This window comes from Roseivirga sp. E12 (genome assembly GCF_017592825.1).
GTDB lineage: Bacteria > Bacteroidota > Bacteroidia > Cytophagales > Cyclobacteriaceae > Roseivirga.
Genome location: NZ_JAGFMD010000002.1, coordinates 97,669 through 123,458, shown reverse-complemented (window position 1 = coordinate 123,458; position 25,790 = coordinate 97,669). Strand labels below are relative to the sequence as shown.

Below are 25,790 nucleotides of genomic sequence, written 5' to 3'. Positions count from 1 at the left end.
AAGATGACTAAGAAGAAAAAAGGATCAAATAAGATCGTTTGGATATTACTTGTACTAGTAGTCCTAGTATTGGTGTTTGCCATTGTTGGAAAACAGGCTGGCGTTATTGGTGGAGAGAAAACCATCAAGGTGGAATTTGCCGAGGCAGGTCGTGTAACCATAGTTGAAAAAGTTACAGCCTCTGGTGTAGTTCAGCCAGTGACGGAAATTGCAATTAGTCCTGACGTTGCAGGGGAAATAATAGAATTGAACGTTGAAGAGGGCGATGATGTAGTGGAAGGTATGATCTTAGTGAAGATCCGACCTGACAACCTTCAATCTGCACTTGATAGAACTCGGGCTAACCTGAATCAACAGAGAGCGAATTTAGCATCTTCAAAGGCTAGTAAATTCAGAAGTGAGGCACAATTGAAACAAGCGGAATTGGCTTTCAAGAGGTCTGAACAGTTAAAAAAGGAGAACGTAATCTCTGAGGCTGATTATGAGACTGCGAAAGCTAATTACGAGGTTGCTAAATATAATCTTGATGCTGCTGAGCAGAGTGTCAAAGCGGCTGAGTTTATCATCAAGTCTAGCGAGGCAACAGTTGCTGAGGCAGAAGAGAATGTTCGATTGACAACTGTTAGAGCCCCAGCAACGGGTACTATTTCGAAACTCAATGTTGAGCAAGGTGAACGTGTGGTTGGTACACAGCAAATGGCTGGTACAGAAATGATGCGACTTGCAGACCTCAATCAAATGGAAGTTCAGGTAGACGTGAATGAGAATGATATCATTCGTGTAAATGAGGGAGATACTGCGATTATCGATGTAGATTCTTATACCTCGATGGACAAGAAGTTCAAAGGTGTGGTGACAGCAATAGCTAATACTGCTAACCCGAAAGCTTCAGCGGATGCGGTTACTGAGTTTAAAGTTGAAATTCGAATTTTGAATGACAGTTTTAATGATCTTCTCTCGGAAATTCAAGGGCCTTCACCGTTTCGTCCAGGTATGACGGCAAGTGTTGAGATAATCACTACTACCAAAACTAACGTTTTGTCTGTGCCTCTTGCTGCCGTAACGACTAGAAACCCTAAACTTGCTAAGGCAGAAGCTAATCGATTTGAAGATAACGATGATGATGAGCCAAGAGTAACTAATGCCAATGCTAAACCTGAAGAGAAAGCAGACATCAAAGAAGTAGTCTTTATTAACGATGGCGGAACAGCAAAGATGGTTGAAGTTAAGACTGGTATCAGTGACTATGACAACATTGAGATACTTTCAGGTCTTAATGAAGGTGATCAGGTGATTTCAGGTCCATTCTTTGTTGTATCGAAACGATTAAAGACTGGAGACTTGGTTGAAAAGATAGAAAGTAAGAAGCCTTTGGCTAGTACGAAATAAGAAAAGATTAAAAAAATAATGTAAAAAGGGGCAAGCGCCCCTTTTTTATTTGAATTGCCTTAGTTCTTTATACAATCTATTGAGTGGCAAACCCATAACATTATAATAATCACCTTCAATTTTATTGATGCCAATCATTCCAATCCATTCCTGAATACCGTAGGCCCCAGCCTTGTCAAATGGTTTGTACCTTTCAATATAGTAGGAGATCATTTCGTCACTTAGAGAGTCAAAGGTTACTGAAGTGATTTCTGTGAAGCTGACCTCTTTATTCTGAGTTCTGAGACACACACCTGTTGCTACCTGATGTGTTCTGCCTGATAACGCTTTTATCATTGATGTAGCCTCAGTCTTGTTCTTCGCTTTTCCCAATATCTCGGAATCAACGATAACCGTGGTATCGGAAGTAATTACCAAAACTTTTGATTTAAGCGTTCCAAACGCGTGAGACTTTTTGCGTGCCAGGTACTCGGCCACTTCTAAACAAGTCAAGTCAGGTGGGAAGGACTCATCAACTTCTTTGACACTGATCTCGAATTCTAAACCCAGACTTTTTAACAATTCTTGACGCCTTGGAGACTTAGAAGCCAGGATCAAATGGTAGTTCAAATTCATCATTTTTGATTGATCCAAATAGGTAACCGCAAATCACTTTAGGGTAGAAATACGTAGATTTTTGAGGAAGTGTATGACCAGAGTAGCAGACTTTTTTTACCATCTCCATGGAAATGTCCTGAGTGATAATAGCGAATTGAGCTTCTCCTCTAATCGTTTTTGTTAGGCAGTTGGCAAAGTTTCTTTCGAAAGTAATATTCCTCGAGTTTCGTTGATCCTTACCTAGAATGCCAAGACCTTTTTCGATTATGAAATAGTGCATAACAGTGAGGTCTAACTTTTTAATCACATTGGGAAAAGACCACTCAATATGGTCAATGACCTCAGGTTTTAATCGAACCTTATAGGCCTCATCACCAAATAGAAGCCCAAATGCCCAAGGTTTGCCCAATATGATTTCCGTTACATCATTGGGGTTCTCCAACGGTTTGATAATGAAGTTTGGTTCTAACTTCTTAAAAAACTCGGCCTTATCGAAATTTTCAAGGTCACTGATGAGTCGATGAGTTGGTAGTATCCTTAAGTCATCTGCTTCTCCATTGGTGAGATACATCATATGGTAGTTGTACCCCTCTTTACCAGTATTGGCTTCTTCGTTAGCGATTAATTCTTTCCTGTAAATGATAGAGCTTTCCAGTCTGTGGTGTCCATCAGCCAGAATTACTTTTTCTCTTCCAAGTTTGTCAATAAACTTTTGAATAATGCTTTTATCATGAATGACGGAGAGTACATCTCGAACTCCTTGATAATCCTCGGTCTCATATATTGGATTCAGCATGCTCTCATCCATGTATTGCTCGAGCTCAAAGGCCGGATCAAAGTATAGCCCATGAGTTGGGCTAACGTTGAGCTCTGTTGCCTTCAATACTTCCACTCTGTCCGAAACCGAGTGGGGCATTGTATTCTCATGGCGTAAAATTTCAGAGTCAGGTTGGCCCCAATCTGTGGCTTCAATAAAGCTTACAAATCCCTTCCTTGTATAGTCTTTGTTACTACCCGGTAATGAGAAATGTTGATAATAGACATAAATTCCGGGCAGGGGATCTTGTTCAATGATTCCATCAGCTTTCCATTTTTCTATTGTACCATGGGCATCGTCCGGTGTTTCTCCGTGTAATGGTACACTCAGATGGATGCTGTTATGAGGGTTCTGATAGAGAGCATCTCTTTGCTGCTGAGAGATAACATCAAACAATGGAGAGGTTAATTGTCCAATGGATGATGATAATTCGTTGTTGTATCGCCAAGCGCGAAATGGAAGGATATTAGCCATTGTTATTGTCTAGCCCTTAGTTTCCATTTACTGATATGTCCATTGTCATCTTTGACCTCATTTCCGTTGGACTTTTCGTTTAATATGTGGGCAGCTAAAGCGATAGCGAGTTCCTCTTTTTCTGAATCATTGTCGTCCAGCACACCTGGAGTAAAATACTTGTCTACAAACTTGGTGTCAAAGTTTCCGCTAATAAATGCTTCATGTCTGAGTGCAAAATCACAGAAATCTAGTGTAGTTGCTACTCCGGTGATTTGATATTCATTAATGGCTCTTAACATTCTAAGTCGAGCTTGCTCTCTGTTTGCTCCATGAGTAATTAACTTAGAAATCATAGGGTCGTAGTAGATGGGGATTTCCATACCTTGCTCATATCCATCATCAACGCGAACTCCTGGTCCTTGTGGTAATGTATAAGTATTCAATGTACCTGTGTCAGGAAGGAAATTCTCTCTAGGATTCTCAGCATAAACCCGAACTTCCATTGAATGGCCATGGATTTTAAGGTCTCCTTGCTTGAAACTAATTTCTTTTCCCTCTGCTATATAGATTTGTTCTTTAACTAGATCTATGCCTGTAATTTCCTCTGTTACGGGATGTTCTACTTGAAGCCTTGTATTCATTTCTAAGAAGAAAAAGTCAAGATTCTCATCCATAATGAATTCCACTGTGCCTGCGCCATAATAACCGCAGGCTTTTGCCACACCAACGGCAGCTTCTCCCATCTGTTTTCTCTTCTCAGGTGTGATCACCGCAGACGGTGCTTCTTCAATAACTTTTTGATGCCTTCTTTGAATGGAACATTCTCTTTCGAACAAATAAAGAATGTTGTCATGCTGATCTCCCAAAATCTGAATCTCGATGTGTCTTGGTGAGCCTATATACTTTTCTACAAAAACAGATGGGTCTCCAAAAGCGGATTGAGCCTCACTCATTGCCCGTTGCATTTGACTCTCGAGCTCATCAGCGTGCTCTACAACGCGCATTCCCTTTCCGCCACCACCTGCACTAGCTTTTATCAGGACAGGATAACCAACTTGCTCTGCAATGGATTTTGCCTCTACCACTTCTGTGACTGCATGGTTGACTCCTGGTACCATTGGAATGTCATAGTCAGAAACAGCGTTCTTAGCCGCTAGTTTATCACCCATAACCTCAATGGCATGAGTCGATGGCCCTATGAAAATGATGCCATTCTCTTCCACCTGCTTGGCAAAACTTGCATTCTCCGAAAGGAAGCCGTATCCGGGGTGAATAGCATCCACATTTAGTTCTTTGCATACATCAATCACCTTAGCTGTATTGAGGTAGGATTCAGATGAAGCTGGTGGGCCAACGTTTACTGCTTCATCGGCATAAGCTACATGAGGAGAGGTACTGTCTGCATCGCTATAGATGGCTACAGTCTTGATTCCCATTTCTTTAGCAGTTCGCATTACACGAATGGCAATTTCTCCGCGGTTGGCAATAAGGATTTTAGTGATCTTTTTTGAGGACATTTATCTCGTTATTAAGGATGCAATGCTAATTAATAATAATCGCAATCAGAACCAATGAATGTGTTATATGTACTCTAATTTTTGATAAATGGTGTATATAGTGTTACCTTCGCATCTTGTTTTAGCAGGTCTAAGACATCTAATATTTAAAGACAAAAGAAGTTGGATTTATTTGAAAAGCTACTGACTAATCAAGGCCCTTTGGGAAAACACTCTGATGTTTCCGAAGGATACTTCATGTTTCCAAAACTGGAAGGTGAAATTGCGCCTCGTATGAAGTTCATGGGTAAGGAAGTGTTGACCTGGAGTTTGAACAATTATTTAGGACTTGGAAACCACCCAGAAGTAAGAAAGGCTGATGCACAAGCCGCGGCTGATTGGGGTATGGCATATCCTATGGGAGCCAGAATGATGTCTGGTAATACCAAGTATCATGAACAATTGGAGCAGGAACTTGCCGATTTTGTAAGCAAGGAGGCTGGCCTTTTGTTGAATTATGGTTACCAAGGCGTACTTTCTATTATAGATGCAGTGGTAGATCGTAAAGACGTGATAGTTTATGATGCGGAATCTCATGCCTGTATCATTGATGGCGTTAGATTACACATGGGTAAACGTTTCGTTTTCCCTCATAACGATATTGAGAACTTAGAGAAGCAGCTTGAAAGAGCTACCAAACTGACCCAAGAAACTGGCGGTGGAATCCTAGTGATTACAGAAGGTGTGTTTGGAATGTCGGGTAACTTAGGTAAGCTCAAGGAGATTGCTGCTCTAAAAGAAAAATTCCAATTCAGGCTATTTGTCGATGATGCTCACGGTTTTGGAACTGTCGGTGCCACTGGTGCTGGAGCAGGTGAGGAGCTGGGTTGTCAAGACGAGATTGATATTTATTTCTCAACATTTGCTAAATCAATGGCTGCAATTGGCGCCTTTGTAGCAGGTAATAAGGAGATTGTCAAATTCCTGAAGTACAATTTGCGTTCTCAGATTTTTGCCAAGTCTTTACCAATGCCTTTTGTAATTGGTGGATTAAAGAGGCTTGAAATGCTAAGAGATAATCCTGAGCATAAGAACAAGCTTTGGACTATTGTTAGGGCTCTTCAAAGTGGCCTCAAGGAAAAAGGTTTTAGCATTGGCACTACTCAGTCTCCTGTTACTCCAGTAGTACTTAATGGTACAGTAGGGGAGGCAGCAGCACTAAGTAAGGACCTTCGTGAGAACTTCGGCATCTTCTGTTCAGTTGTGATTTACCCAGTTGTACCTAAAGGCACAATAATATTGCGTTTAATCCCAACAGCGTCCCATTCTTTGGCAGATGTCGAAGAAACAATTGAAGCTTTCGAAGCTATTAAAGGAAAGTTGGAGAGCGAAGAATACAAAAAAGAAGAAGTGGCGTTAGCTTTTGGCGAGTAAAATCAAAAAAAAGTGCCTCCACTGTTGATAATAGAACATTTTGCTTTATATTGCTGGCAGTTAGACATTATTATCAACAACCTTAAAACACGATAAATATGAGTCAATTTAGCAAAGTTCAAGATTTAGTAAATTCTTTAGAAGGCGATTTCGAAAAGTTCTATGACAAAGGAAATCAAGCTGCTGGTACTAGAGTAAGAAAAGGTATGCAAGACCTTAAAAACCTAGCACAAGAAATTAGAATTGATGTTCAAAACATCAAGAACAGCTAAGAAACTAAAATCCAGATAAATGAGGCCCCGACTTGTCGGGGCCTTTTTTATGCCCTTTAGGGTAGTAATTCGGCTATTTGAGCTTTCAAAGAAGTTGAAGCTTCCAATAATGGAAGCCGAACTTGATTACCGCAAACTCCTTTTTGATTCAGAACTTCTTTTACCCCAACCGGATTACTTTCTATGTACATCAGGTCATTGATCTTATCAAACGAAGTCGTTATTTCTCTTGATTTTTCAAAATCACCCTTCAATGCCGTTCGGGCTATTTCGCTAAACTCTTGTGGAAATCCGTTAGCAAGCACAGAGATTACTCCTATACCTCCAAGTTCTACCAAGTCTGTGGTCAATAAATCGTCTCCGGAAGTCAAAAAGAAATCAGAACTCATACTGTTGATTACTTTGCGGCATTGATCTAAATCTCCGGAAGCATCTTTTGTTCCTATAATATTTTTATGCTTTGACAAAGCAAGTGTTGTTTCAGCAGAGAGATTGGACATGGTTCTGCCTGGAACATTGTACAATATGATTGGCAGTGGAGATCTGTCAGCTAGGTACTTATAGTGTGCTATAATTCCAGCTTGGCTTGGTTTGTTATAATAAGGGCTTACCGATAAAATGGCATCAACACCATCTAAGTCTGCGTTGGCTATTTCTTCAGCGACTTTCAGCGTATTGTTACCACCAATACCATAAACAATAGGTAGTTTTTTGGGATTATGCTCCTTAACAAATTGCAGAATTTGAGACTTCTCCTGTGGAGTGGTAGTTGCAGATTCTCCAGTAGTGCCGAGAACAACGAAGTAATCAACCGCTTGTCCGGTGAATTCAAGGACATTTGCCAAGCCTTCAAAATCTACTGAACCATCTGAATGAAAGGGTGTAACTAATGCCACACCTGTACCCTGAAATTTTTCCATTATCGTAACGCTCTTACGTATTTTAACATTTGTTCGGCAAAATTAGAAATGCCCGAACTTTTATTGATACCGATCATCAACTCATAGTAATTGGTGTGTTGTTCATCGTGAACCCCAATGCGGCACTTAGCTTTTGTTTGTACCAGTATGCTCTTAAGGATTTCGTTTGATTCAAAGTCAAAATGAAATAGGTAGTCGAAGGGGAAATTGACAAAGTTCTGCACTTCTGGAGAGTTCAATTTACCCAGATTTGACAAAACGGAAGCGTCAAATGTCGGGTTGTCAGTGATGATGGTTTCTTTAGAAGGATTGAAGCAGAGGATCTCTACCTTTTTACCCAAGCCCATTTCCTCAATAAAGAATTTTAGAGCTTCTTCTTTCTTATTGTCTGAGCATGTATACAAGACGCCAATAAGTCCTGCCTGCTCAAAGGGGACCAAGTTTGACGATGGCTTTTTCCGCTTGTTAGGGTTATTGAAGAAGCTTAATATTTTCTTTCCAATTACTGACATTAGGTATCGAGGAGTGCTAAGAATTCGGTTTCAGAAATAATGTTTACGTTAAGTTTAGTGGCTTTTTCCAATTTAGCTGGTCCCATTTTGTCACCAGCGACTAGATAGTCCAATTTGCTACTTATGGAAGATACAATCTTCCCTCCATTGGCCTTAATCTTCTCTTTTAATTCGTCTCTATTGAATTGCAAGAAAACCCCGCTAATGACAAACGTTTGATCCCTCAAATTCGATCCCTCACTTACGATTTCTTTTTTGACAATCTCAAAATTAAGGCCAGCAGCTTTCAACTTATTAATCTGTTCAATACTGTCAGGGTTGTCAAAAAACTGTACTACACTTTCTGCAATTCGGCCTCCAATTTCTGGTACCTCAATAAGGGTTTCTAGATCAGCCTCTGAGAGCCGGTCAATGGATTCGAAGTGTTCCGCAAGCTTTTCGGCCACGGTCTGACCTACAAAGCGAATGCCCAAGCCAAATAGTACTCTTTCAAACGGAACAGCCTTTGACGCTTCAATAGCACTGATGATGTTCTGAGCTGATTTTTCTCTCAGGCTTCTAAGACTGTAGTCTCCCTTCTTTTCGGAATAAGTCTTGAATTCTAAGCCATTCAGTTGTTCATAGGTCAAAGAATAGAGGTCAGCATAATTTTTAATCAATCCATGATCCAGTAGACCTCTGATAGTTTCAGATCCTAAACTGTCAATATCCATGGCTTTTCGCTGAATAAAATGCTCAATTCTTCCCTGAATTTGAGGAGGGCAACCCGTCACGTTGGGGCAATAATGATTTGCTTCACCCTCTGATCTTACTAGTTCTGTATTACACTCCGGACAGTGGGTAATATAAGTGGTTGGTTCACTAAACAAGCTTCGTTGAGATAAATCGACTCCTGTAATTTTAGGAATGATTTCACCTCCCTTTTCTACCGAAACGGTGTCCCCAATTTGTATTCCCAGTCTCTCAATTTCATTGGCATTATGTAGCGAAGCTCTTTTTACCGTGGTTCCAGCCAATAGGACTGGCCTCAGATTGGCAACTGGCGTTACCGATCCCGTTCTGCCGACTTGATAAGAAATGCTTTCTAAAATTGTCGAAGCGCTTTCGGCTTTATACTTATATGATATGGCCCACCGAGGACTTTTTGCTGTAAAGCCAAGCTCATCTTGCTGATTAAGACTGTTTACTTTGATGACGACACCATCAGTCTCAGAAGGTAAGGTATGTCGTTTTTCTTCCCACTCAGTCACATATTCCAGGACCTCATTAATGTCTTTACATTTTCGGTAGGTAGGAGAAACATTAAATCCCCATTGCTCAATTTGATGAATTGCTTCTGAATGCGTGTTATACTCTAAACCATCACCCAATAGGTAATAGAGGTAGCAGTCTAATTTCCGACTTGCAACTACCGATGAGTCCTGCATTTTGAGTGTTCCAGAGGCAGCATTTCTTGGGTTGGCAAGCTTGTCTTCTCCAATGTCCTCCCGTTCTAGGTTAACACGCTCAAACTCGTGCTTAGGAAAGTAGACTTCTCCTCGAACTTCAAATTCATTAGGAACGTCTTGATCTATCTTTAGAGGAATAGAACGAATAGTTTTGGCGTTGGCAATGACATCATCTCCTTTTGTGCCATCCCCTCGGGTCACAGCTTTTTTAAGAATCCCATTTTCATAGATCAAGCTGAGGGCAACACCATCAAATTTCATTTCGCAGAAATACTCATATTCAGCACCATCTAGTCCTTTGGCTACTCGGTTGTCCCACTCGACTAGTTCTTCTTTTGAATAGGTGTTGCCGAGGGAGAGCATTCTGTACTTGTGAACGACTGTCTCAAACTCCTTGGTAATTGTACCACCGACTCGCTGAGAAGGGGAGTCTTCAAACCTATATTCGGGAAATTCTCTTTCCAAAAATATCAACCGTTCGAGCAGTTGATCGAAGTCATAATCACTGATTTCAGATCGACTTTGTTGATAGTAAAGTTCACTGTGGTAGTTGATTTTTTGAGTCAGTGATTGAATTTCTTGGAGTGCTTCTTGAGCCGTCATATTAATTCAATTTGTCCAAAGAAGTTTGAAGGTCTGATTCTGCATTCTGAAGCTTGTCTTTGCAAGAACCTATGAGAGTAGTAGCTTCTTTTACTAAGCCTGTTAATTCATCAATATCAAGGTCTTCCCCCTCAATAGTGGTCACAATTTCGTTGATGCGATCGATCGCTTCTTTATAGCTAATACTCTTTTTACTCATCCTTGATTGCCGTTACTTGGCTATTAATATTCTTATTTAATGTTCGGGTTTCCAATAAATCCCCAACCTCTAATTTTTGATTCATTACAGATTTACCATTTTTCAAGGTTAAAGAATAACCTCTCTTCAAAATAGTCATGGGGTCGATTAATGTTAACTGTTGATCCAGACGATCAACCAACGAATGCTGACGTTCTAAAAAACGCTGAGATACATATTTTAGAGTAAGTGCTTTCTGACCCAATGCATGATCATACGATTTGAGAGTTTCTTTAGTGGCCTGTTCAATACTACTGGATAAATATTGTAACTGGCGCTGCTCAAAAGTCAGTTTATTCTCAAAAACCTTTTCAATTCTGTATAAATATTCATGAAGCAAGTCATCAAATCTGTTCATGCCAGAAATAAGAAATTCTGCCACTGCGGTTGGTGTCTTCAGGCTAGTATGAGCTACAAGATCAGCAACCGTTTGATCTCTTTCATGTCCTATACCCGTCAATAGGGGTAGTGGAAAAAGGGAAATGGCCCTAGCCAATTCATAGGTATCAAAACAATCCAAATCCGCTTGAGCTCCACCTCCACGAATGATCACCACTGCATCGAAGTTCGTCTGGCTTTCGTGGATGTCTTTAAGCGCCTTTCTTATGGATACCACCGCTTCATTACCCTGCATCATGGCCGGGAAAAGAATTGTTTGAAAGTAATATGATCCATTGTTTCGAAGTTGATCTATGAAGTCTCCATATCCAGCAGCTGAATCTGAGCTGATGACAGCTATGTTTTGAGGTACTATCGGAAGCTCTAGTTTTTTGTTTTTATCAAATAGCTCTTCTTGTTGAAGTCTTTGAATGGTCTCTTCTCTTAACCTTGAGCGTTCGCCAATGGTATAGTTGGGGTCAATGTCGTTAACGGTAAGGCTGAGCCCATATACTTCATGAAAATTTACGCTTAGGTTAAAGAGTACTTTGATTCCCGGTTTTAAAGAGGTGCCAGTTGCATTTTCAAACTGAGCACTTAGGCTCCTATATGTGTATGACCAAATGTTGGCCCTCATCTTGGCCTGTATGAAGTTGTTCTCCTTTTCTACCAACTCCATATAGCAATGACCTTTTTGGTTGACGCGCAATTCACTTATCTCGGCAACCACCCAATAGTTTGGTTCTAGATTGTTTTCTAGTTGTGATTTGATGAGATTATTGAGCTCGAAGAGCGTCAGCTGCGCCATAGTGCAAATTACATGAAAGTGCTCTGGCTACAAACAAAAAATCCTGCCGAATAAGCAGGATTTCTTTAGAATAATTATCTCTTAATTACCGCCTGTATTGCCGGGCTTTGGCTTTCCTTCAGTCCGATTGCCTCTACTTACCCTTTCCATTAGAGATCTTCTGAAATCAGAGTCAAATCGTATTACCCTCCACACTTGCCTCAAAGTCAGTACTTCTTTAAATCGGCCCAGATACTCTTTCTCTAAGTCGAGTTCTGCCTGCTTTTGCACTAGATAGATTTCGAGCATTTTGTCAGCGTTTTCATCTGAGAGGTTACGAGTACCATCTTCAAATAGAAGTCTTTTCTGCGCACCATATTTCTTGGATAGCGCACTTTTCTTGTTGTCGTACTCATTGAAGATTGGCCAAAATACCTTTGCGGTCTCAGTGGAGAGATCAAGTCGATTAGTCAGGAAGGCTATTCTAGCCGCTTGCAACTTTTCTCTATCCATTTGAGGTCCACGTCTGTTTCCTCCTCCATCTTGTGCAAATGTAAATGCACTGATGACTAACAATAATATACCTGTATATATGACTCTCATATTTCTAATAGTCAAAGTATTCAAAATCGTATTCTAGCTCAGGGTTAGATTCAAGAGTATTCACAAAAATACCCGTCTCATCATCATAGATAGCATCTAATACACTATCTATTTCCTCTACGCTAATTAAAAACTCATCATTTATGCCATTTTCACTTTCAAGAAATGAAATGATTGTTTCATCAGATACATTTGCTAGTAAATCTGAGTCGGCAGAACTAGGTTGGTTGAAGTATATAGTAATCAGCAGCGTCAATGATGCTGCGACAGCCAGCCATCTAGTCAAAGGTCTTTGATAGAACTTTAATTCTTTCTGGCCTACAGAAAGTTTAGTTTCTATGCTTGCAGATAAGGTGTCAAAATAACCTTCTGGGGTAACAAAAGGAGATTTCTTTAAGTGCAAGTTGTATTTTAGATCACTCTCTTCGGCATCGATCGCATTAGAAATACGCTCAGATAGGCCATTGAAATACCCTTCTCCAACTTTGAAGGGAAGCTTCTTTAGCTCGAGGTTTTCTAGAGAATTCTTATCGTGATCGTTATTATTCATTTTCTATTTGATAATCAAAGTGTTAAAGGGTTTAACCTGTTGTCAAAGACTCTTCAATTTTTTTAACCGCTAGATGATAACTGGCCTTCAGTGCACCAACGCTTGTTCCAGTGATTTCTGAAATGTCATCATATTTCAAATCATCGAAATATCTCATGTTAAACACTAGTCGCTGCTTTTCTGGCAGTTTTAAAAGTGCCTTCTGCAATTTCATTTGAATTTCATCTCCATCAATATGTTCACCATGACTGAGCGTATTTTCTAACTCTTGGTAAACATCGTCCATAGAAACAGCATGTCTTCGTTGCCTCTTCTTTAAAAAGTTGAGTGCTTCGTTTGTAGCAATTCTATAAATCCATGTGAAAAGCTGAGATGCTTCACGAAAGGTGTCTAGGTTTTTATAAACTTTAATGAAGACTTCTTGAACTACATCGTCCGTATCATCATGAGAGATTAAGATCTTTCTGACATGCCAATAGATGCGTTCTTGGTATTCGGCAACCAAATTTTTGAAGGCAAAATCCTTGTTTGAGGATACCCTAAAGGCCTGAAGTATTTCTTTGTCTTCCAATTGGTGCTTTACTTTCGAAGGGTTAGATGCCAAATTGAACTAATAGTTTAACCAATAGCTCATTAAATATAGCCATTCACCCAATAGTTGTCGTTTCGAGCGTTATTATAGGGTTGATTTACAACTAATTACTAATTTAGTACCAATTAAACTTGCCAAACGTATGGGTATTGAGGAAGATATTAAGCAGGGTAAGAAGTTTGAGAACATTTACGAAAAGCTGGTGGTCAACATCATGTTTACTAATAGCTGGGTTGTAGATGAACAAGCGAAAATTTTTAAGCCTTATGGCATCACCACTCCACAATACAATGTACTCAGAATCTTAAGAGGCCAGTATCCAGACGCATGCACTGTAAATATGATAATTGATCGTATGTTGGACCGTATGTCAAATGCTTCCAGAATTGTGGACCGTCTAGAAAATAAAGAATTGGTTGAGCGCACTGTTTGCAAAACGGATCGTAGAGCCAAGGATGTTTTGATTACCGAAAAAGGACTGGCAGTGCTTAATGAAGTAGACAATGCCTTGCAACTATGGATGAAGAAGATGGACCTGTTGAGCGTTCAAGAAGCGCATCAAATGAATGATTGCTTAGATAAACTAAGAACCATTTAGTCTTTTATCGCCCCATATTTTTTGAGAATTTCTAAAACTCTGTCTAATGGTAGTGCATTGACCGTATGTTCATTATTCCCAGTCATGGCTTCTGCCGCAAATAATGAGTTGACGATTGCCTCTTCAGTGGCCTCAATCGTAGCAAGAAATAGTGGAGACATGGCGTCATTTTTTAATACATCACCAGAATCCAATCTTTCTCTCGTCTGATAGGGGATACGCATACTTTCGGCCGTTGATGCTGCAACCACATAGTCACCACTGCCATTCGAAGCAATACCTCCAGTTCGCGCAAGGCCCATCATCGCTCTCTTCGCTACACGCTCTAGTTGACGAGCATCCAGAGGAGCATCTGTTAGCACAACGATCATGCATGAGCCATCACTCTTTTCAATGGCATTCCTAAAAGGATATCTGTCCAATTCTTTACCGACAGGTGCACCAGCAATACTGAGTACACCTCCAAAGTTAGTCTGTACCAGAACGCCCACAGTGTAGCCCCCGAGAGACTTTGGTAAGAGGCGAGAAGAGGTTCCAATTCCTCCTTTAAATCCAAAGGCTACTGTACCAGTACCAGCGCCCACATTGCCTTCGGCAACGAGACCTTTTTGTGCGTTTTGGATGGCCGTCATGACATCTGTTTCAGTCACATGCATTCCTCGGATATCGTTTAAATATCCATCATTGGTTTCACCTACAACAGCATTAACGGACCTTACATTCTCATTCTCCGGGAGGTTCAAAGTGTATTTTACTGTTCCCTGAATTCCCATTGGGACACTTAGTGTATTTGTGAGAATTATGGGCGTTTCTAGATTGCCAAGTTCTTGGACTTGGCTAATACCGGCTAGTTTCCCGAAGCCATTGCCGATATAAATCGCTGCAGGTACTTTAGATTGGAAGATGTTTCCTTCATGTGCTAGGATGGCAGTCACCCCAGTTCTAACATTATCCCTCTTGATTAATGTTTGATGGCCTACTTTCACTCCTGGTACATCGGTTATTGCATTGAGAGTGCCCGTCTTCATAACACCTATTTCAACTCCATGATCTCGTGCCCTCTTTTTTTTCTGACCCATAATTGGGAGAACGATTATGACCAATAAGCAGGAAATGAGTGTTTTCATACACCTAATTTACTTAAACCATCGATTATCTTATCATTGCGATGTGCAGTTCAACCTTAATACAAACCGAACATTCAGTATAAGGGCTATCTGGGTTGAAACTGGCGTTTCTTTAGACTGGAAACCAAAAACTCATGAAGAAAATTTTAAGCACATTTTTGATTGCAATTGTTACACTAGGTGTAGCTTATGCACAATCTGCAGATGCGATTGCGTCCAAGTATGTGGAAGCCATTGGTGGAGCAAAGGCCTGGAAGAACGTGAAAAGTCGCAAGTATACGATAACGCTCAACCAAGCTGGTTTTGATATTCCAGGCTATATTATCGGTGACTCCAAGAACAGAGAGAGGCTCGAACTTGAATTTAATGGAATGAAAATGGTACAAGCTTCTGACGCAAGTACTGCTTGGACGATCAATCAATTTCAAGGTGTTAATGAACCAACCAAATTGGAAGGTGCACAGGCTGAAGCAGTTCTAGAAGCACAATTCTTAGATGTATTTATTGATCATAAAAAAAGAGGCTATACGCTCAGCTACGAAGGTGAAGCTGATCTGGAAGGCACTTCTTGTCAGCTTGTGAAGTTGACTAGTCCTAAGGGCAAGGAGTCTGTGCATTATTTTGACAAGGCCACCGGCTTACAAATAGCTCAAAAGGAATCGGCTAACGGACAAGAAACAATGAGCCACTATTCAGACTATACTGAAATGGAAGGTGTATTAGTGCCAAAGAAAATAACCCAGAAGATGGGTGGAGTTGTTGCATTCACAATCACTGTTAACAAAACGGAATTCAATGTGGCTGTCACAGACGATATGTTCACTTTTCCGGGAAAGTAATTATTGATAAACTCTAAAAAATAAAGGCGCTTTTTGAGCGCCTTTATTTTTTATGCCTTGTTGGCCATCTCATAGTAGCAAATATGATTTCCGATCAATTTGTTAACTTCCGTTTCAACCCAGAAACGCGCTATGAAAAACAATGCTATAAAGCTCTCGCTTTACATCAACTATTTTGTCTTTGCCATTCTACTCAACAGTGTCGGTATTGTAATTTTAAAATCCCAGAATGTCTACGGGGTTGACGAGGTACAAGCCAGCATATTAGAGGCATTTAAAGATCTTCCTATAGCAATAGTCTCTTTCTTGATCGCCTCTTTTTTACCCCGTATAGGCTATAAGAAAGGCATGTTGGCGGCACTCGCATTAGTATCTCTGGCTTGTGTTGGCATGTATTTCGGGAATTCTTTTTGGACGGCAAAATTACTTTTTGCCACAGTAGGAGTAAGTTTCGCCATCATTAAGGTTTCCGTTTATTCAGTCATTGGTTTGGTCACCTCGAATACTAAAGAGCATGGTAGTTTAATGAGTAATATTGAAGGAGTGTTTATGTTTGGTATTGCTTTGGCATACTTTCTTTTTCCCGCCTTCAACACCGAAAGTGACCCTAATGCCTGGTTGAATGTCTACTGGTTATTGGCAGGCTTGTCTATGCTTTCCTTCTTGTTTTTGCTTAGAGCAGATTTTCAAGAAGGTAATGAAGTACCTGGTGCTACCGTTAAGGAAGACTTCGCGCAGATGTTCTTACTGATTGCTAAGGTTCTGGTTATTGTCTTCGTAGTATCTGCATTTCTGTTTGTAATGATAGAACAAGGGATAATGACTTGGCTACCAACTTTTAACGAACGGGTGCTTGAGTTGCCTGAAAATGTGGCCATAATGATGGCAAGTATTCTGGCCATCAGCTTAGGGGTAGGCCGAATTCTGGCGGGCCAGTTGGCTAAGAGATTTTCATGGGTTTGGGTATTGACGGTCTGTATTTTCGCCTCTATGGCAGTGGTGATCTTTGTATTGCCGAAGGCTGTAAACGCTGAGATTGGTTTGGTAGAGACTTTGGCAGATGTTCCTGCCATAGGTTATGCATTCCCTTTGGTAGGCCTTTTCATTGCCCCAATCTATCCATTATTGAATTCAGTGGTATTAAGTGCATTGCCAAAAAAGCTTCATAGTCCAATGTCAGGGTTAATTATCATCTTTTCGGCATTAGGTGGTACCCTTGGGTCGAGAATTATTGGTATTCTATTTAAAGAGTTAGGTGCCGATCAAGCCTTTACATATACCTTGATTCCTATGGGCCTTTTGTTGGTTGCATTGTTCTTCTTAAAGCGTCTTACGGCCAAGGAAGTAGCAAATGCATAATTAAACCATTCGTAGAAATTGAAGTCCAATTGAGAATTCAATTGAATAAATTCCTTGTGAAATAAAACTAGTCCAATGAAAAACTTATTTAAAAACTCTGTTGCCCTTTTGGTTGTAATCCTGTTTAGTACAGCATTCGTTTCTAAACCTAGTGATACTTTGGAAGTCATTGATCAGGATAGTGACGGCATTGAGATTACTGGTAAAGTCAAAGAAATAATTGAGGCGAAGTGCATGGGTTGTCATAAGCCGGATGCTCGAAACGAAAAGGCTAGAGAGAAACTTCAGTGGGTCAAGGTGCCTGACATGAACAAAGAAGAGCAAGAGCACTTGATCGATGAGCTTTTTGAAGTTTTGGAAGAAGGCAAAATGCCACCAAAAAGGATTGTCGAAAGAAGGCCTCAGATGAAGCTTACGGATGAAGAAACCAAGATCTTAATGGCTTGGGTGGAAAAAGAAGAGAAGAAATTGAAAGGCGAATAAACTTAGATTTCTCTAATTAAGTCTAATAAACCTGCATTCTTTCCTTTAGGTCTCACCACCATCATTGGAATGTCATTGTTGTATTGAATCAGCTGTTCCGCACGGCTACCAATAAACAATGCTGTAGTAGATGTTCTTCCTTTTACACCAATGAAAATGGCTCCTGGTTGGTTATCATGAGCAAAGTCGATGATATCGGTAACCGGGTTGTCGTTGGTGTCAAGAGAGTAGACGACTTCAAGGCTCACACCTTCATGATCAATTTCTGACATAAAGCGCTTATAGTCCCTTTCAGCATTACTTTTCATTACTTCAGCAAACTCTTCGTAAGTCTTTCCTGAATAATGATATCCACCTGGAACTGTGTACACGTTCTGGCAGATGATTTTCACATCCTTATATTTCCTAGCAACCTTAATGGCCTCTTGCATGGCTCCTTTAGAATGATCTGAAAAATCACAAGGAACGTGTAAAAGGTGAGTGCTAGGTTCAACTCCTTCTGGGATAATAAATAAAGAACAAGCAGCTCTTCTAGCCAAACGATTGGACAAGACACCACCTCCTATGAAGTTCTTATGTCTTCCCATCATGATGAGGTCTATATCATTCTTTTCCACAAACTTCAAAATAGCTTTAGAAGGAGCACCTTCTTTAATATGAATGTGGATGATGTCCATTAGCTTTTTTGATAAAATGCTTTTTGCTAAAACGCGAATTTTGCTTTCTCGCTCGGCAATGGATTTCTCCTTGATTTCCGGAAACTCTTTCAAAACTTCATCAGGGATTTTCATTTCGCTGATACTGTTGAAAAAATGAATTTCCTTGGTTTCGTTTGTAGTGGCGATAATTTCGAGAAACTTCAGAAGGGTTCTATCCGCATCCGAGGTATCCACCAAAACCATTATCTTTTCTCTAGAAGGCATATGATCAAAAAATTCACTGCAAAATTAACACTTCTTTTGCTTGGTGAATTGTTGGTTTCTTGAAAATAATGAAATCGTATTCGAAATAAGAATACTTGTCAAATTAGATTGTTGAATTAATCACATCAACCAGGAGCTCCATTTGCTCTTTTGAGTGGGTAGGGAAGGAAGCAATCCGGATCTGTTTGCCTTTATGGTTACCATAGCCATTGCCCAGGACAAAACCCTTTTTACTTAGCTTTTCCAAAATTTCAGCAGAGCCCTCAGTAGTATTGGCAACTGTGACTGTTTTCGATCTTAACTTTCGATCGGCCACGAAATGGTTGAGTTTTGGATGGTTTTCAACCAAGTGATTCAGAAGTGCAGCCTTGTAATTGGCTTCGCGTCTGATTACATCAATGCCTTTTTCTAGCATATCCCCCGTCACTTTTGCCAGAAGGAAAATATTGAGCACATTGGCCGTAAATGTTGTTTGATTCTTGAGACCATTTTTCATCAGGTTGGGCAAAGCTTGGTATGCTCCAATCGAGTACCCTGCCGCTAGTTTTTCCTCAGCCTTTTTGATTGCTCTTGGGCTCACTATCCAAACGCCCAGCCCAGCAGGAAGTCCAAAACATTTTTGGACAGAAAAATAGACGCTATCAACTTGAGAGAAATCCAGATCAATCACCGGAAGAGCTGATACACCATCAACGGCAATTAGGGTATCCGGATGGCTCGCGCGAATATTATAAATATCTTCGGCTGGAAAAGAGACGCCTGTACTGGTCTCATTAAGGGGTAGCGTAATTAACTCAACATCTTTTGGTATTAGCTCAGGATTAGTATCCGGAAGTTCACCAAAAGGCGATTCAACTTTCTCAGCTTTGATTCCCCATTTTACTGCAAAATCATAAAAGCGGTTAGAGAAAGCTCCAAGGCAATAATGAAATGATTTTTTGGTAACTAAGTTCTGCAGTTGCCGCTCCCAAATTTCAGTCGCTGAGCTTAAGAAGAATACCTGATAGTCATCAGGGATGCTCATTAATGATTTGAGATTGTCTGATGCTTCTTGATAGTAACCTTCGGCTTGTTTGCTTCTATGGTTAATCTCCATCACCTGCGCTCTGGAGGCATGCTTTAGGTGTTCTTCCACTGTGAAATAAAGTGCAGAAGGTCCCGGGGTGAAGAAAATTTTCTTAGGCATCTAACTCGGCTTCTTTTAATATAGCAACATGTCTTTCGTAATGCTTTTTCACAAAAACGAAAAAGTAAATCAATGGGAACAAAAGTATGACTCCCGATACAAAAAACATATTAGCCAAGCCATAATATTCGGCTATGTAACCTAGCGAAATTGAGCCGGCTGCTATACCCAGGTCTACTGCTGAAAAGAAAGTTGCATTAGCTGCTCCTCTGCGCTCCAGAGGCACCATATTAAGTGCCATGGTCTGTACCGTAGGCATGATAATTCCATTGCCGATACCTACTAAAACACCTACAGCCATAAATTGCCAAAAGCTATCAACATAGCTAAACCAGATAAGGCCTAAAACAGTAACAGCAAGCCCAACAAAGACAAGCATGGACGGACCTTTTTTGTCCATAATTTTACCGACAAAAATCCTAGCTAAAGCCACTCCAACGGCCATGAAAATAAAGAAGAGGGAGCCTTGCTCAATATTGAGCTCTTCGCTATAGAGAAGAATGAACGAGAAAATTGCAGCATAAGGAAATGCTCCTGTGAACATCACTATGGCTATCCTATTCACTCGTTTATCGAACATTTTTGAGATACCAATCTTAGTTTCTCCTGTTTTGATGTTAGGCACTTTTATAAAAAACGCCAATATGAGTGCAGCAACGGCAAAGGCAAACGAGATTGTGAATAGGTTAAAGAAGTTATTCTGCCCCATGATTTGGTCTCCAGAAAAAGGAGCTAAGGCAATTGCCATAGTCATGGCCAGACCAAAATATCCTATTCCTTCAGCTCTGCGACTTTCTGGTATAAGGTCTGCAGCGATTGTACTACCGCCAGTTGTAATTATTCCCCATGTAAACCCATGAAATACTCTGATCACCAGTAGGATGTAGAAGGTAAACGAATAGTGATACAGCCACATAAGGACTGTGAACAAAATCAGCGCAATTAGATAAACGGCTCTTCTGCCATAGGCATCGAGTACATAACCACAAAACGGACGTATAGCTAAGGCTGATGCTGCGTAAACTCCTATAATCCATCCAATCTGATTCTTTTTTGCTCCCAAGGCCACCTCTGCGTAAGTTGGTAGGGTAGGAAGAAGGAAGTAGAAGGCCGAGGCCATCAGGAAGTAGGAGGTGAAGTGCAAGATGTAGTCCCGCGTAAGAATTTTGTCAGTAGATAAACTCAATGTGTACTTTGATCTCCTATTAAGCGTGCAAGCTAATAAATTATATGCCAAATACCGATTTGTGCATTTATTCACTGAGACGCGTAGATTAATGAAAAAGTAACAATAATTCTCTTTAAAAAGAGTTTTTTGAAACCAAACACCTGTTATGTTTGTATGTAATTAACAGTTTTGACAAAGACTTCCCATTTGAGCTTAGACTAGTTTTCGAACTTTACAATTATAACTCAAATACCGGGTGAATCCCTCTCAAAACAAGGCCTCACCCCGACATGTCGGGGCCTCGTTCTTCGGAAAAGGATAACAGTGGACTGTTGCGAGTCTAAAGGATAGCCCAAATCTTGTCTTACATAGAGGTTCGAAAGACCTTTAGGCTTGAATTGGGATAATATAAAAGCCTCGACTTGTCGAGGCTTTATTTTTTCCAGCCTTCTAAAGTGCTCCTCAAGACATCAACCACCTGGTCTACATTACGCTTCGAAAAACAAAGAGGGGGTTTAGACTTTATTACTGAATCACGTGGTCCATCTGTACTGATCAGGATGTGCCTTTCTCTGAATGTGTTTTTGATTTTCTGAGCCAGTTCTGTATTTGGAATCAATGTGCCTTCATTAACAAGCTCAATCCCTATGAACAGTCCAGAACCACGTACATCACCAATAACGGGAAATTCTTTTTTTAAATCTCTCAGACAGTGCATGTGATATTCTCCTACGGACTTGGCATTTTCTTGAAGTTCCTCGTCTTTAATCACATTCAATACTGCTTTCCCAATCTCACAGGAAACCGGGTTGCCACCGAAAGAGCTGAAAAATTCCATGCCATTGTCAAATGCATCTGCTATGGCATCGGTGGTGACTACGGCACCCATTGGGTGACCATTGGCAATTGGCTTACCGAGTACTATAATGTCAGGAACGACTCCCTGCATTTCAAAACCCCAAAAATAATCTCCAAGACGACCAAAGCCAGTTTGCACTTCATCGCTAATACAGACACCTCCTTGATCTCTGATGTACGGATAAACCTCTTTGAGATAGCCCGGGGCCAATGGTACTTGCCCACCACACCCCACGATCGGTTCTGATATAAAAGCGGCAACTTCACTTTGAGATTGCTTTAGCTGATCAATGAACTCTTGTGCATAAAGAGCACCAGTATTTCGCTCTGAATTAAACTTGCTTCGATATTCGTTTGGAAGTGAAGCTTCGATGATTTCATCTGCTTTACCCAAACCTCCAGAACCCTGGTACTTATAATGGCTAATGTCAATACCTAGTCGAGTGTTCCCATGATAGCCATGCTCCATGACTGCCACCGTTTTCTTTTGAGTAAAATTCTGGGCCAACCGAATGGCTAAGTCACTGGCTGCACTGCCCGAGTTCACAAAAAACACCTTAGAGAGGGGCTCTGGGAATTTGGCCAATAACTGTTCGGCATATTCATGGAGGTTGTCATAGAGGTACCTTGTGTTGGTATTGAGCTTTGCAATTTGTCGTTGGGCTGCTTCAACTACTGCGGGGTGTTGATGCCCTACATGTGGGATGTTATTATAGGCATCTAGGTAAGTATTGCCAAACCTATCGAACATGTACTGAAAAGCTGCACTTTCCATATAAATGGGCATTTTGTAACTGACAGAAACATTTGATCCGATAACACTTCTTCTTTTGGAAAGAACTTCCTCGATAGGTTCTGTTTGATCGATATCAAAACCTGCTGCCCTGAAGAATTCGTTTTTGGCCTTTGTTGGATTAATAGTTACCCATTTTTCTAACAAGTCCCAGGCTGGTTTTTCACTAATAGTAATGTATTCGCTGTCAGGCTGATTGATCTTTTCTTGTGCCGATTTGCAAACGCTTGTGATAAGTCTTCCCGCGATCAGATAGTACAATACTCCAAGTTCCTTTTGCTCCAAAGGGTATTTTTGATGATAGCCTTTGATGATATAACTAGCCCATATTAGAGGGTTTTCCTTGCCGAAGATTCCGTAAGTAATGGCTATGGCCAGTTCGTTTATCAGTTGAGTGTGAACTGAGTCACCAAAATCGATGACCCCAGTTACTTGGCCGTCCTTAATAAGGATGTTCCAATCATTGGCATCGTTATGGATAATTGACTGTCTTAGCTGGGGAAGTATGGGATAGACATGCAGATCCCATTGGTTAAAGAAGTGCTTGACCAGCTTTCTCCTAGATATATCTTGAATGTGCTTTGAAAGAGGTTTTAATAATGTGATGTTCTGTAGGTCCCATTCGAGTCTTCGACTTTCTATACTTGGATTCTTAAAATCTCTAAGCTTTACATCAATTTCGCCCATAAAGCTTCCCAGAGACAAGAATAACTCAGGTGTATGTTCTGCCTCTGCCAAAAAAGCTCCTTCTACGAACGAGAGAAGCCTAAGCATTTGACCTTCTTCAGTTTTGGTGACCAGTTGTTGATTGATGTTTAGAACTGGCCGTGATACCTGAGAGCTGTTCAAATGTGTTAAAAGGTTGACAAATTCTGTTTCTGCTTCTATTTCCGATTGGACTTGAGAGGAGTAATCATATACTTTCAATACATACTTCCCTTGATCTGAGGTGACCAGATAGTTTTCACTTATATAACCTTCCATTGGCTTTAGGCCAACATTTGTCAGGCTGTAATGGTGATTGAGAACTGTTTCCATTTACCTTGAAGATAACAAGCCTTAAAGTATAGTCTCTTAATTGGATGGCAAAATATTACAAAGAGTCTTATGATTACCAATCCGTCTCAATAGTTAGCTCCATTGATGTGAGTTGCTCAAACCGTCAAAATTCGTTAGGTTCATAACAGAAAGCATTCTACCTATTTATTATGGTATAGGTAGAATATTATTTACAATAAACACACCAACATGTCAAAATACGAAATACACCCAAAGCTGGGTGTCTCCAGATTGGGCAATAGCCCAGAAGAGTTCTATTTATCACCTGATAAAATTGGCGGCCTTCCGATTGTTTGCGACAGAAATGGAAATGCAAAAACAGAAAAAGGTAAGCCTGTATTAGAAAGAGAGTTCAAAGATTCACTGGGCAGGGTAAAACGCCAAGCCGCTAAGTTTCGAATTTTTAAAACAACTGGTAGAAGCAAGAAAGAAGTTACACTTTCTGACAAAGACGTAAAGTCGATTGAATGGACCGCTCACATCGCTAACAAGAAGCCTATTTGGTATACATTTTCAGAACTATTGGGTGACTTGGAATTCGGAGAGGAAAACAGTTATGAAAACCAAAAAGTCCCCTTCAACAATCCTGATGTTGTCAAGCCTGAGGAACGAAAGAAGCTTATCATTGATCCAGGGCCCAGAAGTATCAGCAAACCTAAGGAGATCGTTGAATTTTCTCGATATAACATACCATCAAATTATCCCAACGGATCTTTTCCTCCACTTTCTGCCGGAGGAAGCCAAATTGATAGCTTAGGTGAACTAAGAATGGATAATGACGGAAACCTAGTTGCCATGGGTGGTTTTGGTAACGTAACTGGTTCTGCACAAATAGACTCATTTCGAGGGGCTAGTGGTTACTGGGATGACATAGCCGATGGCTATGTTACGGCCACTATTCATCTTAAAGACGGTTCAACCATAGATGCCGAACCTTCTTGGCTCATGGTTGGAAGCCCGAAGTATGCTCCTGAGTTGGTCAATATTACTACGCTTTATGACACAGCGTATAATGTGGGCATAAGACATATGAATGCTGATAAAGACATTTATAGAAAGGAAGATGATAACGCTAAACAGTTTCTAAACATCATCAATAAGTTTCGAAAAAGCTTGGGTGAGAAGCCTTTGAATTTTACTCCTTTAGGGGGATATCAGCCAGACTTTAAGGTCAATTTTGACGAACACATCAAACCAATTCTCGATAGGATCGATAATTATAAATGGGTGGCTGATATACCATACTTAAGCAGCTTTGTGAATCCCAATTTTGACCTTAGGGATTCAAGTAATGCGAATTATGAAAACCGTATGGCCTTTTTCAATTATTTCAGAGTGCCTTTGCCACCTGAGGATTATACCAAATTGAAAAAGAAAAGAGCCAAGGATCTAGAAAAGTCTGGCAAACAATCAAGTAGCGAGCCATTGATTGTGAACGGACCAAGTCAACTGTTTTCAGAAAATGGTCTTCCATTAATGCCTTTAAACTCAGGTGATAACTCAGTCACGAACTCTGGACCCATTTATAAGTTCGAAACCTTATCCTCAACCCAGTATTTCTTCCTATTTCAATGGGCAGTAGGGAAGTTTAGTACTAACCGACTTAAGCCAAAAGCATTGCATGAAGCGCTCACTGAGGCAGACATGGGCAATTGTGTAGGTGCACCATTTTCTCCGGGAATCGAGACCACATGGATTGTGAGAAACGCACCTATATATGAACGTCCAATGATGATTAAGTTGGCACACTTTGAAGGTAGCAATAGTGAATTGGAGGTGTTCTATCAAGAATATGGTCTGAGTACAATTGCAGATGAAGCAAAGGGCTTAGGGTGCGAGCCTGGAGACTTAACAAAGAGAATGGCTATACCGTGGCAATCTGACTTTGCGGAATGTACCGTACAAACTCCAAATATTACTAACGCCAACATCAATCAATTTGCTGATGGGACAGGTGTAGAAGTACCACCAGCTTATTATGTTTATTGGTGGCCACCACAAAGTCCTATGCATGTTACGGCTGGAAGTATTGATCCAGGAGACCAGGTGCTAGATGGACTTGTTTATGGACCAGTTGTGGATCAACCGATTATACCAGCCGGCCAGAGAGTGCCTTATCAAAGAGGAGTACTTAATGCTGCAGATATGATTAACAACTGGAGTAGACTAGGTTTCATAGTTAATCAAGGCACGGAACAGCTGCCGTATTTTACAGAGAAAGAGCGTAACAGTGCTGCCTTTGGCCAACTCGAAGCAAATCAGAAAGGTGCTCAAGTATTGATTCAGACATCTAAATAGGTTTTTA

24 protein-coding genes are annotated in these 25,790 nt (G+C 40.5%); 8 read left to right on the top strand and 16 right to left on the bottom strand.

Annotation, left to right across the window (positions count from 1 at the left end; translation table 11 throughout):
- Positions 1–3: 3 nt before the first annotated feature.
- On the top strand, positions 4–1,389 hold the full coding sequence (locus tag J4E76_RS08160) for an efflux RND transporter periplasmic adaptor subunit (protein WP_208502983.1): 1,386 nt from the start codon (positions 4–6) through the stop codon (positions 1,387–1,389).
- Positions 1,390–1,434: 45 nt separating this feature from the next.
- Here the strand turns inward: J4E76_RS08160 and J4E76_RS08155 are convergent, their stop codons facing one another.
- From J4E76_RS08155 to J4E76_RS08145, 3 genes are read right to left on the bottom strand one after another with little or no spacing between them, the layout of a single operon-like run.
- Positions 1,435–2,004 (bottom strand): Maf family nucleotide pyrophosphatase, encoded by a 570-nt coding sequence (locus J4E76_RS08155; RefSeq protein ID WP_208502980.1) that lies wholly within the window; start codon positions 2,002–2,004, stop codon positions 1,435–1,437.
- Entirely contained in the window at positions 1,970–3,277 is a 1,308-nt protein-coding gene (locus J4E76_RS08150) for a DUF1015 domain-containing protein (protein WP_208502978.1), read from the bottom strand. Before J4E76_RS08150 ends, J4E76_RS08155 begins: the two co-directional genes overlap by 35 nt.
- 2 nt (positions 3,278–3,279) lie before the next feature.
- Positions 3,280–4,776: an acetyl/propionyl/methylcrotonyl-CoA carboxylase subunit alpha gene (locus J4E76_RS08145; protein ID WP_208502976.1), complete on the bottom strand. Its 1,497-nt coding sequence runs from the start codon at positions 4,774–4,776 to the stop codon at positions 3,280–3,282.
- Positions 4,777–4,938: 162 nt separating this feature from the next.
- Between J4E76_RS08145 and J4E76_RS08140 the strand changes: the two genes are divergently transcribed.
- Both J4E76_RS08140 and J4E76_RS08135 read left to right on the top strand, forming a co-directional pair.
- Positions 4,939–6,189, top strand: coding sequence for a pyridoxal phosphate-dependent aminotransferase family protein (locus tag J4E76_RS08140; RefSeq protein ID WP_208502975.1), 1,251 nt, complete (start codon positions 4,939–4,941; stop codon positions 6,187–6,189).
- 98 nt (positions 6,190–6,287) lie between these two features.
- Positions 6,288–6,461: a histone H1 gene (locus J4E76_RS08135; RefSeq protein ID WP_208502973.1), complete on the top strand. Its 174-nt coding sequence runs from the start codon at positions 6,288–6,290 to the stop codon at positions 6,459–6,461.
- A 56-nt stretch (positions 6,462–6,517) separates the two neighbouring features.
- On the opposite strand, the gene dapA is transcribed toward J4E76_RS08135, so the two are convergent.
- From dapA to J4E76_RS08095, 8 genes are all read right to left on the bottom strand, one after another.
- The gene (gene dapA / locus J4E76_RS08130) at positions 6,518–7,381 is read right to left on the bottom strand and encodes a 4-hydroxy-tetrahydrodipicolinate synthase (RefSeq protein ID WP_208502971.1); all 864 of its coding nucleotides are present in this window, start codon (positions 7,379–7,381) and stop codon (positions 6,518–6,520) included.
- Positions 7,381–7,893 (bottom strand): hypothetical protein, encoded by a 513-nt coding sequence (locus J4E76_RS08125; RefSeq protein ID WP_208502970.1) that lies wholly within the window; start codon positions 7,891–7,893, stop codon positions 7,381–7,383. The genes dapA and J4E76_RS08125 overlap by 1 nt, the downstream gene beginning before the upstream one ends.
- Positions 7,893–9,944, bottom strand: coding sequence for an NAD-dependent DNA ligase LigA (gene ligA / locus J4E76_RS08120; RefSeq protein ID WP_208502967.1), 2,052 nt, complete (start codon positions 9,942–9,944; stop codon positions 7,893–7,895). Before ligA ends, J4E76_RS08125 begins: the two co-directional genes overlap by 1 nt.
- Position 9,945: 1 nt before the next feature.
- Complete coding sequence (gene xseB / locus J4E76_RS08115) at positions 9,946–10,143, bottom strand: exodeoxyribonuclease VII small subunit (protein WP_208502965.1); 198 nt, start codon at positions 10,141–10,143, stop codon at positions 9,946–9,948.
- Entirely contained in the window at positions 10,136–11,368 is a 1,233-nt protein-coding gene (gene xseA, locus J4E76_RS08110) for an exodeoxyribonuclease VII large subunit (protein ID WP_208502963.1), read from the bottom strand. Before xseA ends, xseB begins: the two co-directional genes overlap by 8 nt.
- 81 nt (positions 11,369–11,449) lie before the next feature.
- Entirely contained in the window at positions 11,450–11,950 is a 501-nt protein-coding gene (locus J4E76_RS08105) for a hypothetical protein (protein ID WP_208502961.1), read from the bottom strand.
- 4 nt (positions 11,951–11,954) lie between these two features.
- On the bottom strand, positions 11,955–12,500 hold the full coding sequence (locus J4E76_RS08100; RefSeq protein WP_208502960.1) for a hypothetical protein: 546 nt from the start codon (positions 12,498–12,500) through the stop codon (positions 11,955–11,957).
- Between the two features lie 31 nt (positions 12,501–12,531).
- Entirely contained in the window at positions 12,532–13,071 is a 540-nt protein-coding gene (locus tag J4E76_RS08095; RefSeq protein ID WP_208503497.1) for an RNA polymerase sigma factor, read from the bottom strand.
- 163 nt (positions 13,072–13,234) lie between these two features.
- On the opposite strand from J4E76_RS08095, the gene J4E76_RS08090 reads away from it, so the two are divergent.
- Positions 13,235–13,690, top strand: coding sequence for a MarR family winged helix-turn-helix transcriptional regulator (locus J4E76_RS08090; protein WP_208502958.1), 456 nt, complete (start codon positions 13,235–13,237; stop codon positions 13,688–13,690).
- Here the strand turns inward: J4E76_RS08090 and J4E76_RS08085 are convergent.
- On the bottom strand, positions 13,687–14,769 hold the full coding sequence (locus tag J4E76_RS08085; RefSeq protein ID WP_236017334.1) for a P1 family peptidase: 1,083 nt from the start codon (positions 14,767–14,769) through the stop codon (positions 13,687–13,689). The genes J4E76_RS08090 and J4E76_RS08085 overlap by 4 nt on opposite strands.
- A gap of 182 nt (positions 14,770–14,951) precedes the next feature.
- Between J4E76_RS08085 and J4E76_RS08080 the strand changes: the two genes are divergently transcribed.
- The 3 genes from J4E76_RS08080 to J4E76_RS08070 all read left to right on the top strand — a co-directional run bounded on the left by J4E76_RS08080 (position 14,952) and on the right by J4E76_RS08070 (position 17,498).
- Entirely contained in the window at positions 14,952–15,656 is a 705-nt protein-coding gene (locus J4E76_RS08080; RefSeq protein ID WP_208502954.1) for a hypothetical protein, read from the top strand.
- A gap of 132 nt (positions 15,657–15,788) precedes the next feature.
- The gene (locus tag J4E76_RS08075; protein WP_208502953.1) at positions 15,789–17,015 is read left to right on the top strand and encodes a sugar MFS transporter; all 1,227 of its coding nucleotides are present in this window, start codon (positions 15,789–15,791) and stop codon (positions 17,013–17,015) included.
- 75 nt (positions 17,016–17,090) lie between these two features.
- Entirely contained in the window at positions 17,091–17,498 is a 408-nt protein-coding gene (locus tag J4E76_RS08070) for a heme-binding domain-containing protein (protein ID WP_208502951.1), read from the top strand.
- 2 nt (positions 17,499–17,500) lie between these two features.
- Here the strand turns inward: J4E76_RS08070 and J4E76_RS08065 are convergent, their stop codons facing one another.
- The 4 genes from J4E76_RS08065 to J4E76_RS08050 form a co-directional block, all read right to left on the bottom strand.
- A complete protein-coding gene (locus tag J4E76_RS08065) occupies positions 17,501–18,421 on the bottom strand; it encodes a universal stress protein (RefSeq protein WP_208502949.1) in 921 nt (306 codons plus the stop codon).
- A 103-nt stretch (positions 18,422–18,524) separates the two neighbouring features.
- On the bottom strand, positions 18,525–19,607 hold the full coding sequence (locus tag J4E76_RS08060; protein ID WP_208502947.1) for an aminotransferase class V-fold PLP-dependent enzyme: 1,083 nt from the start codon (positions 19,605–19,607) through the stop codon (positions 18,525–18,527).
- Positions 19,600–20,793, bottom strand: coding sequence for an MFS transporter (locus J4E76_RS08055; RefSeq protein ID WP_208502945.1), 1,194 nt, complete (start codon positions 20,791–20,793; stop codon positions 19,600–19,602). Before J4E76_RS08055 ends, J4E76_RS08060 begins: the two co-directional genes overlap by 8 nt.
- Before the next feature lie 415 nt (positions 20,794–21,208).
- Positions 21,209–23,464: an aminotransferase class III-fold pyridoxal phosphate-dependent enzyme gene (locus J4E76_RS08050; protein WP_208502944.1), complete on the bottom strand. Its 2,256-nt coding sequence runs from the start codon at positions 23,462–23,464 to the stop codon at positions 21,209–21,211.
- Positions 23,465–23,674: 210 nt separating this feature from the next.
- Here J4E76_RS08050 and J4E76_RS08045 point away from each other — a divergent pair, with 210 nt between their 5' ends.
- Positions 23,675–25,783, top strand: a complete 2,109-nt coding sequence (locus tag J4E76_RS08045) for a LodA/GoxA family CTQ-dependent oxidase (RefSeq protein ID WP_208502942.1) — start codon at positions 23,675–23,677, stop codon at positions 25,781–25,783.
- Positions 25,784–25,790 lie beyond the last annotated feature (7 nt).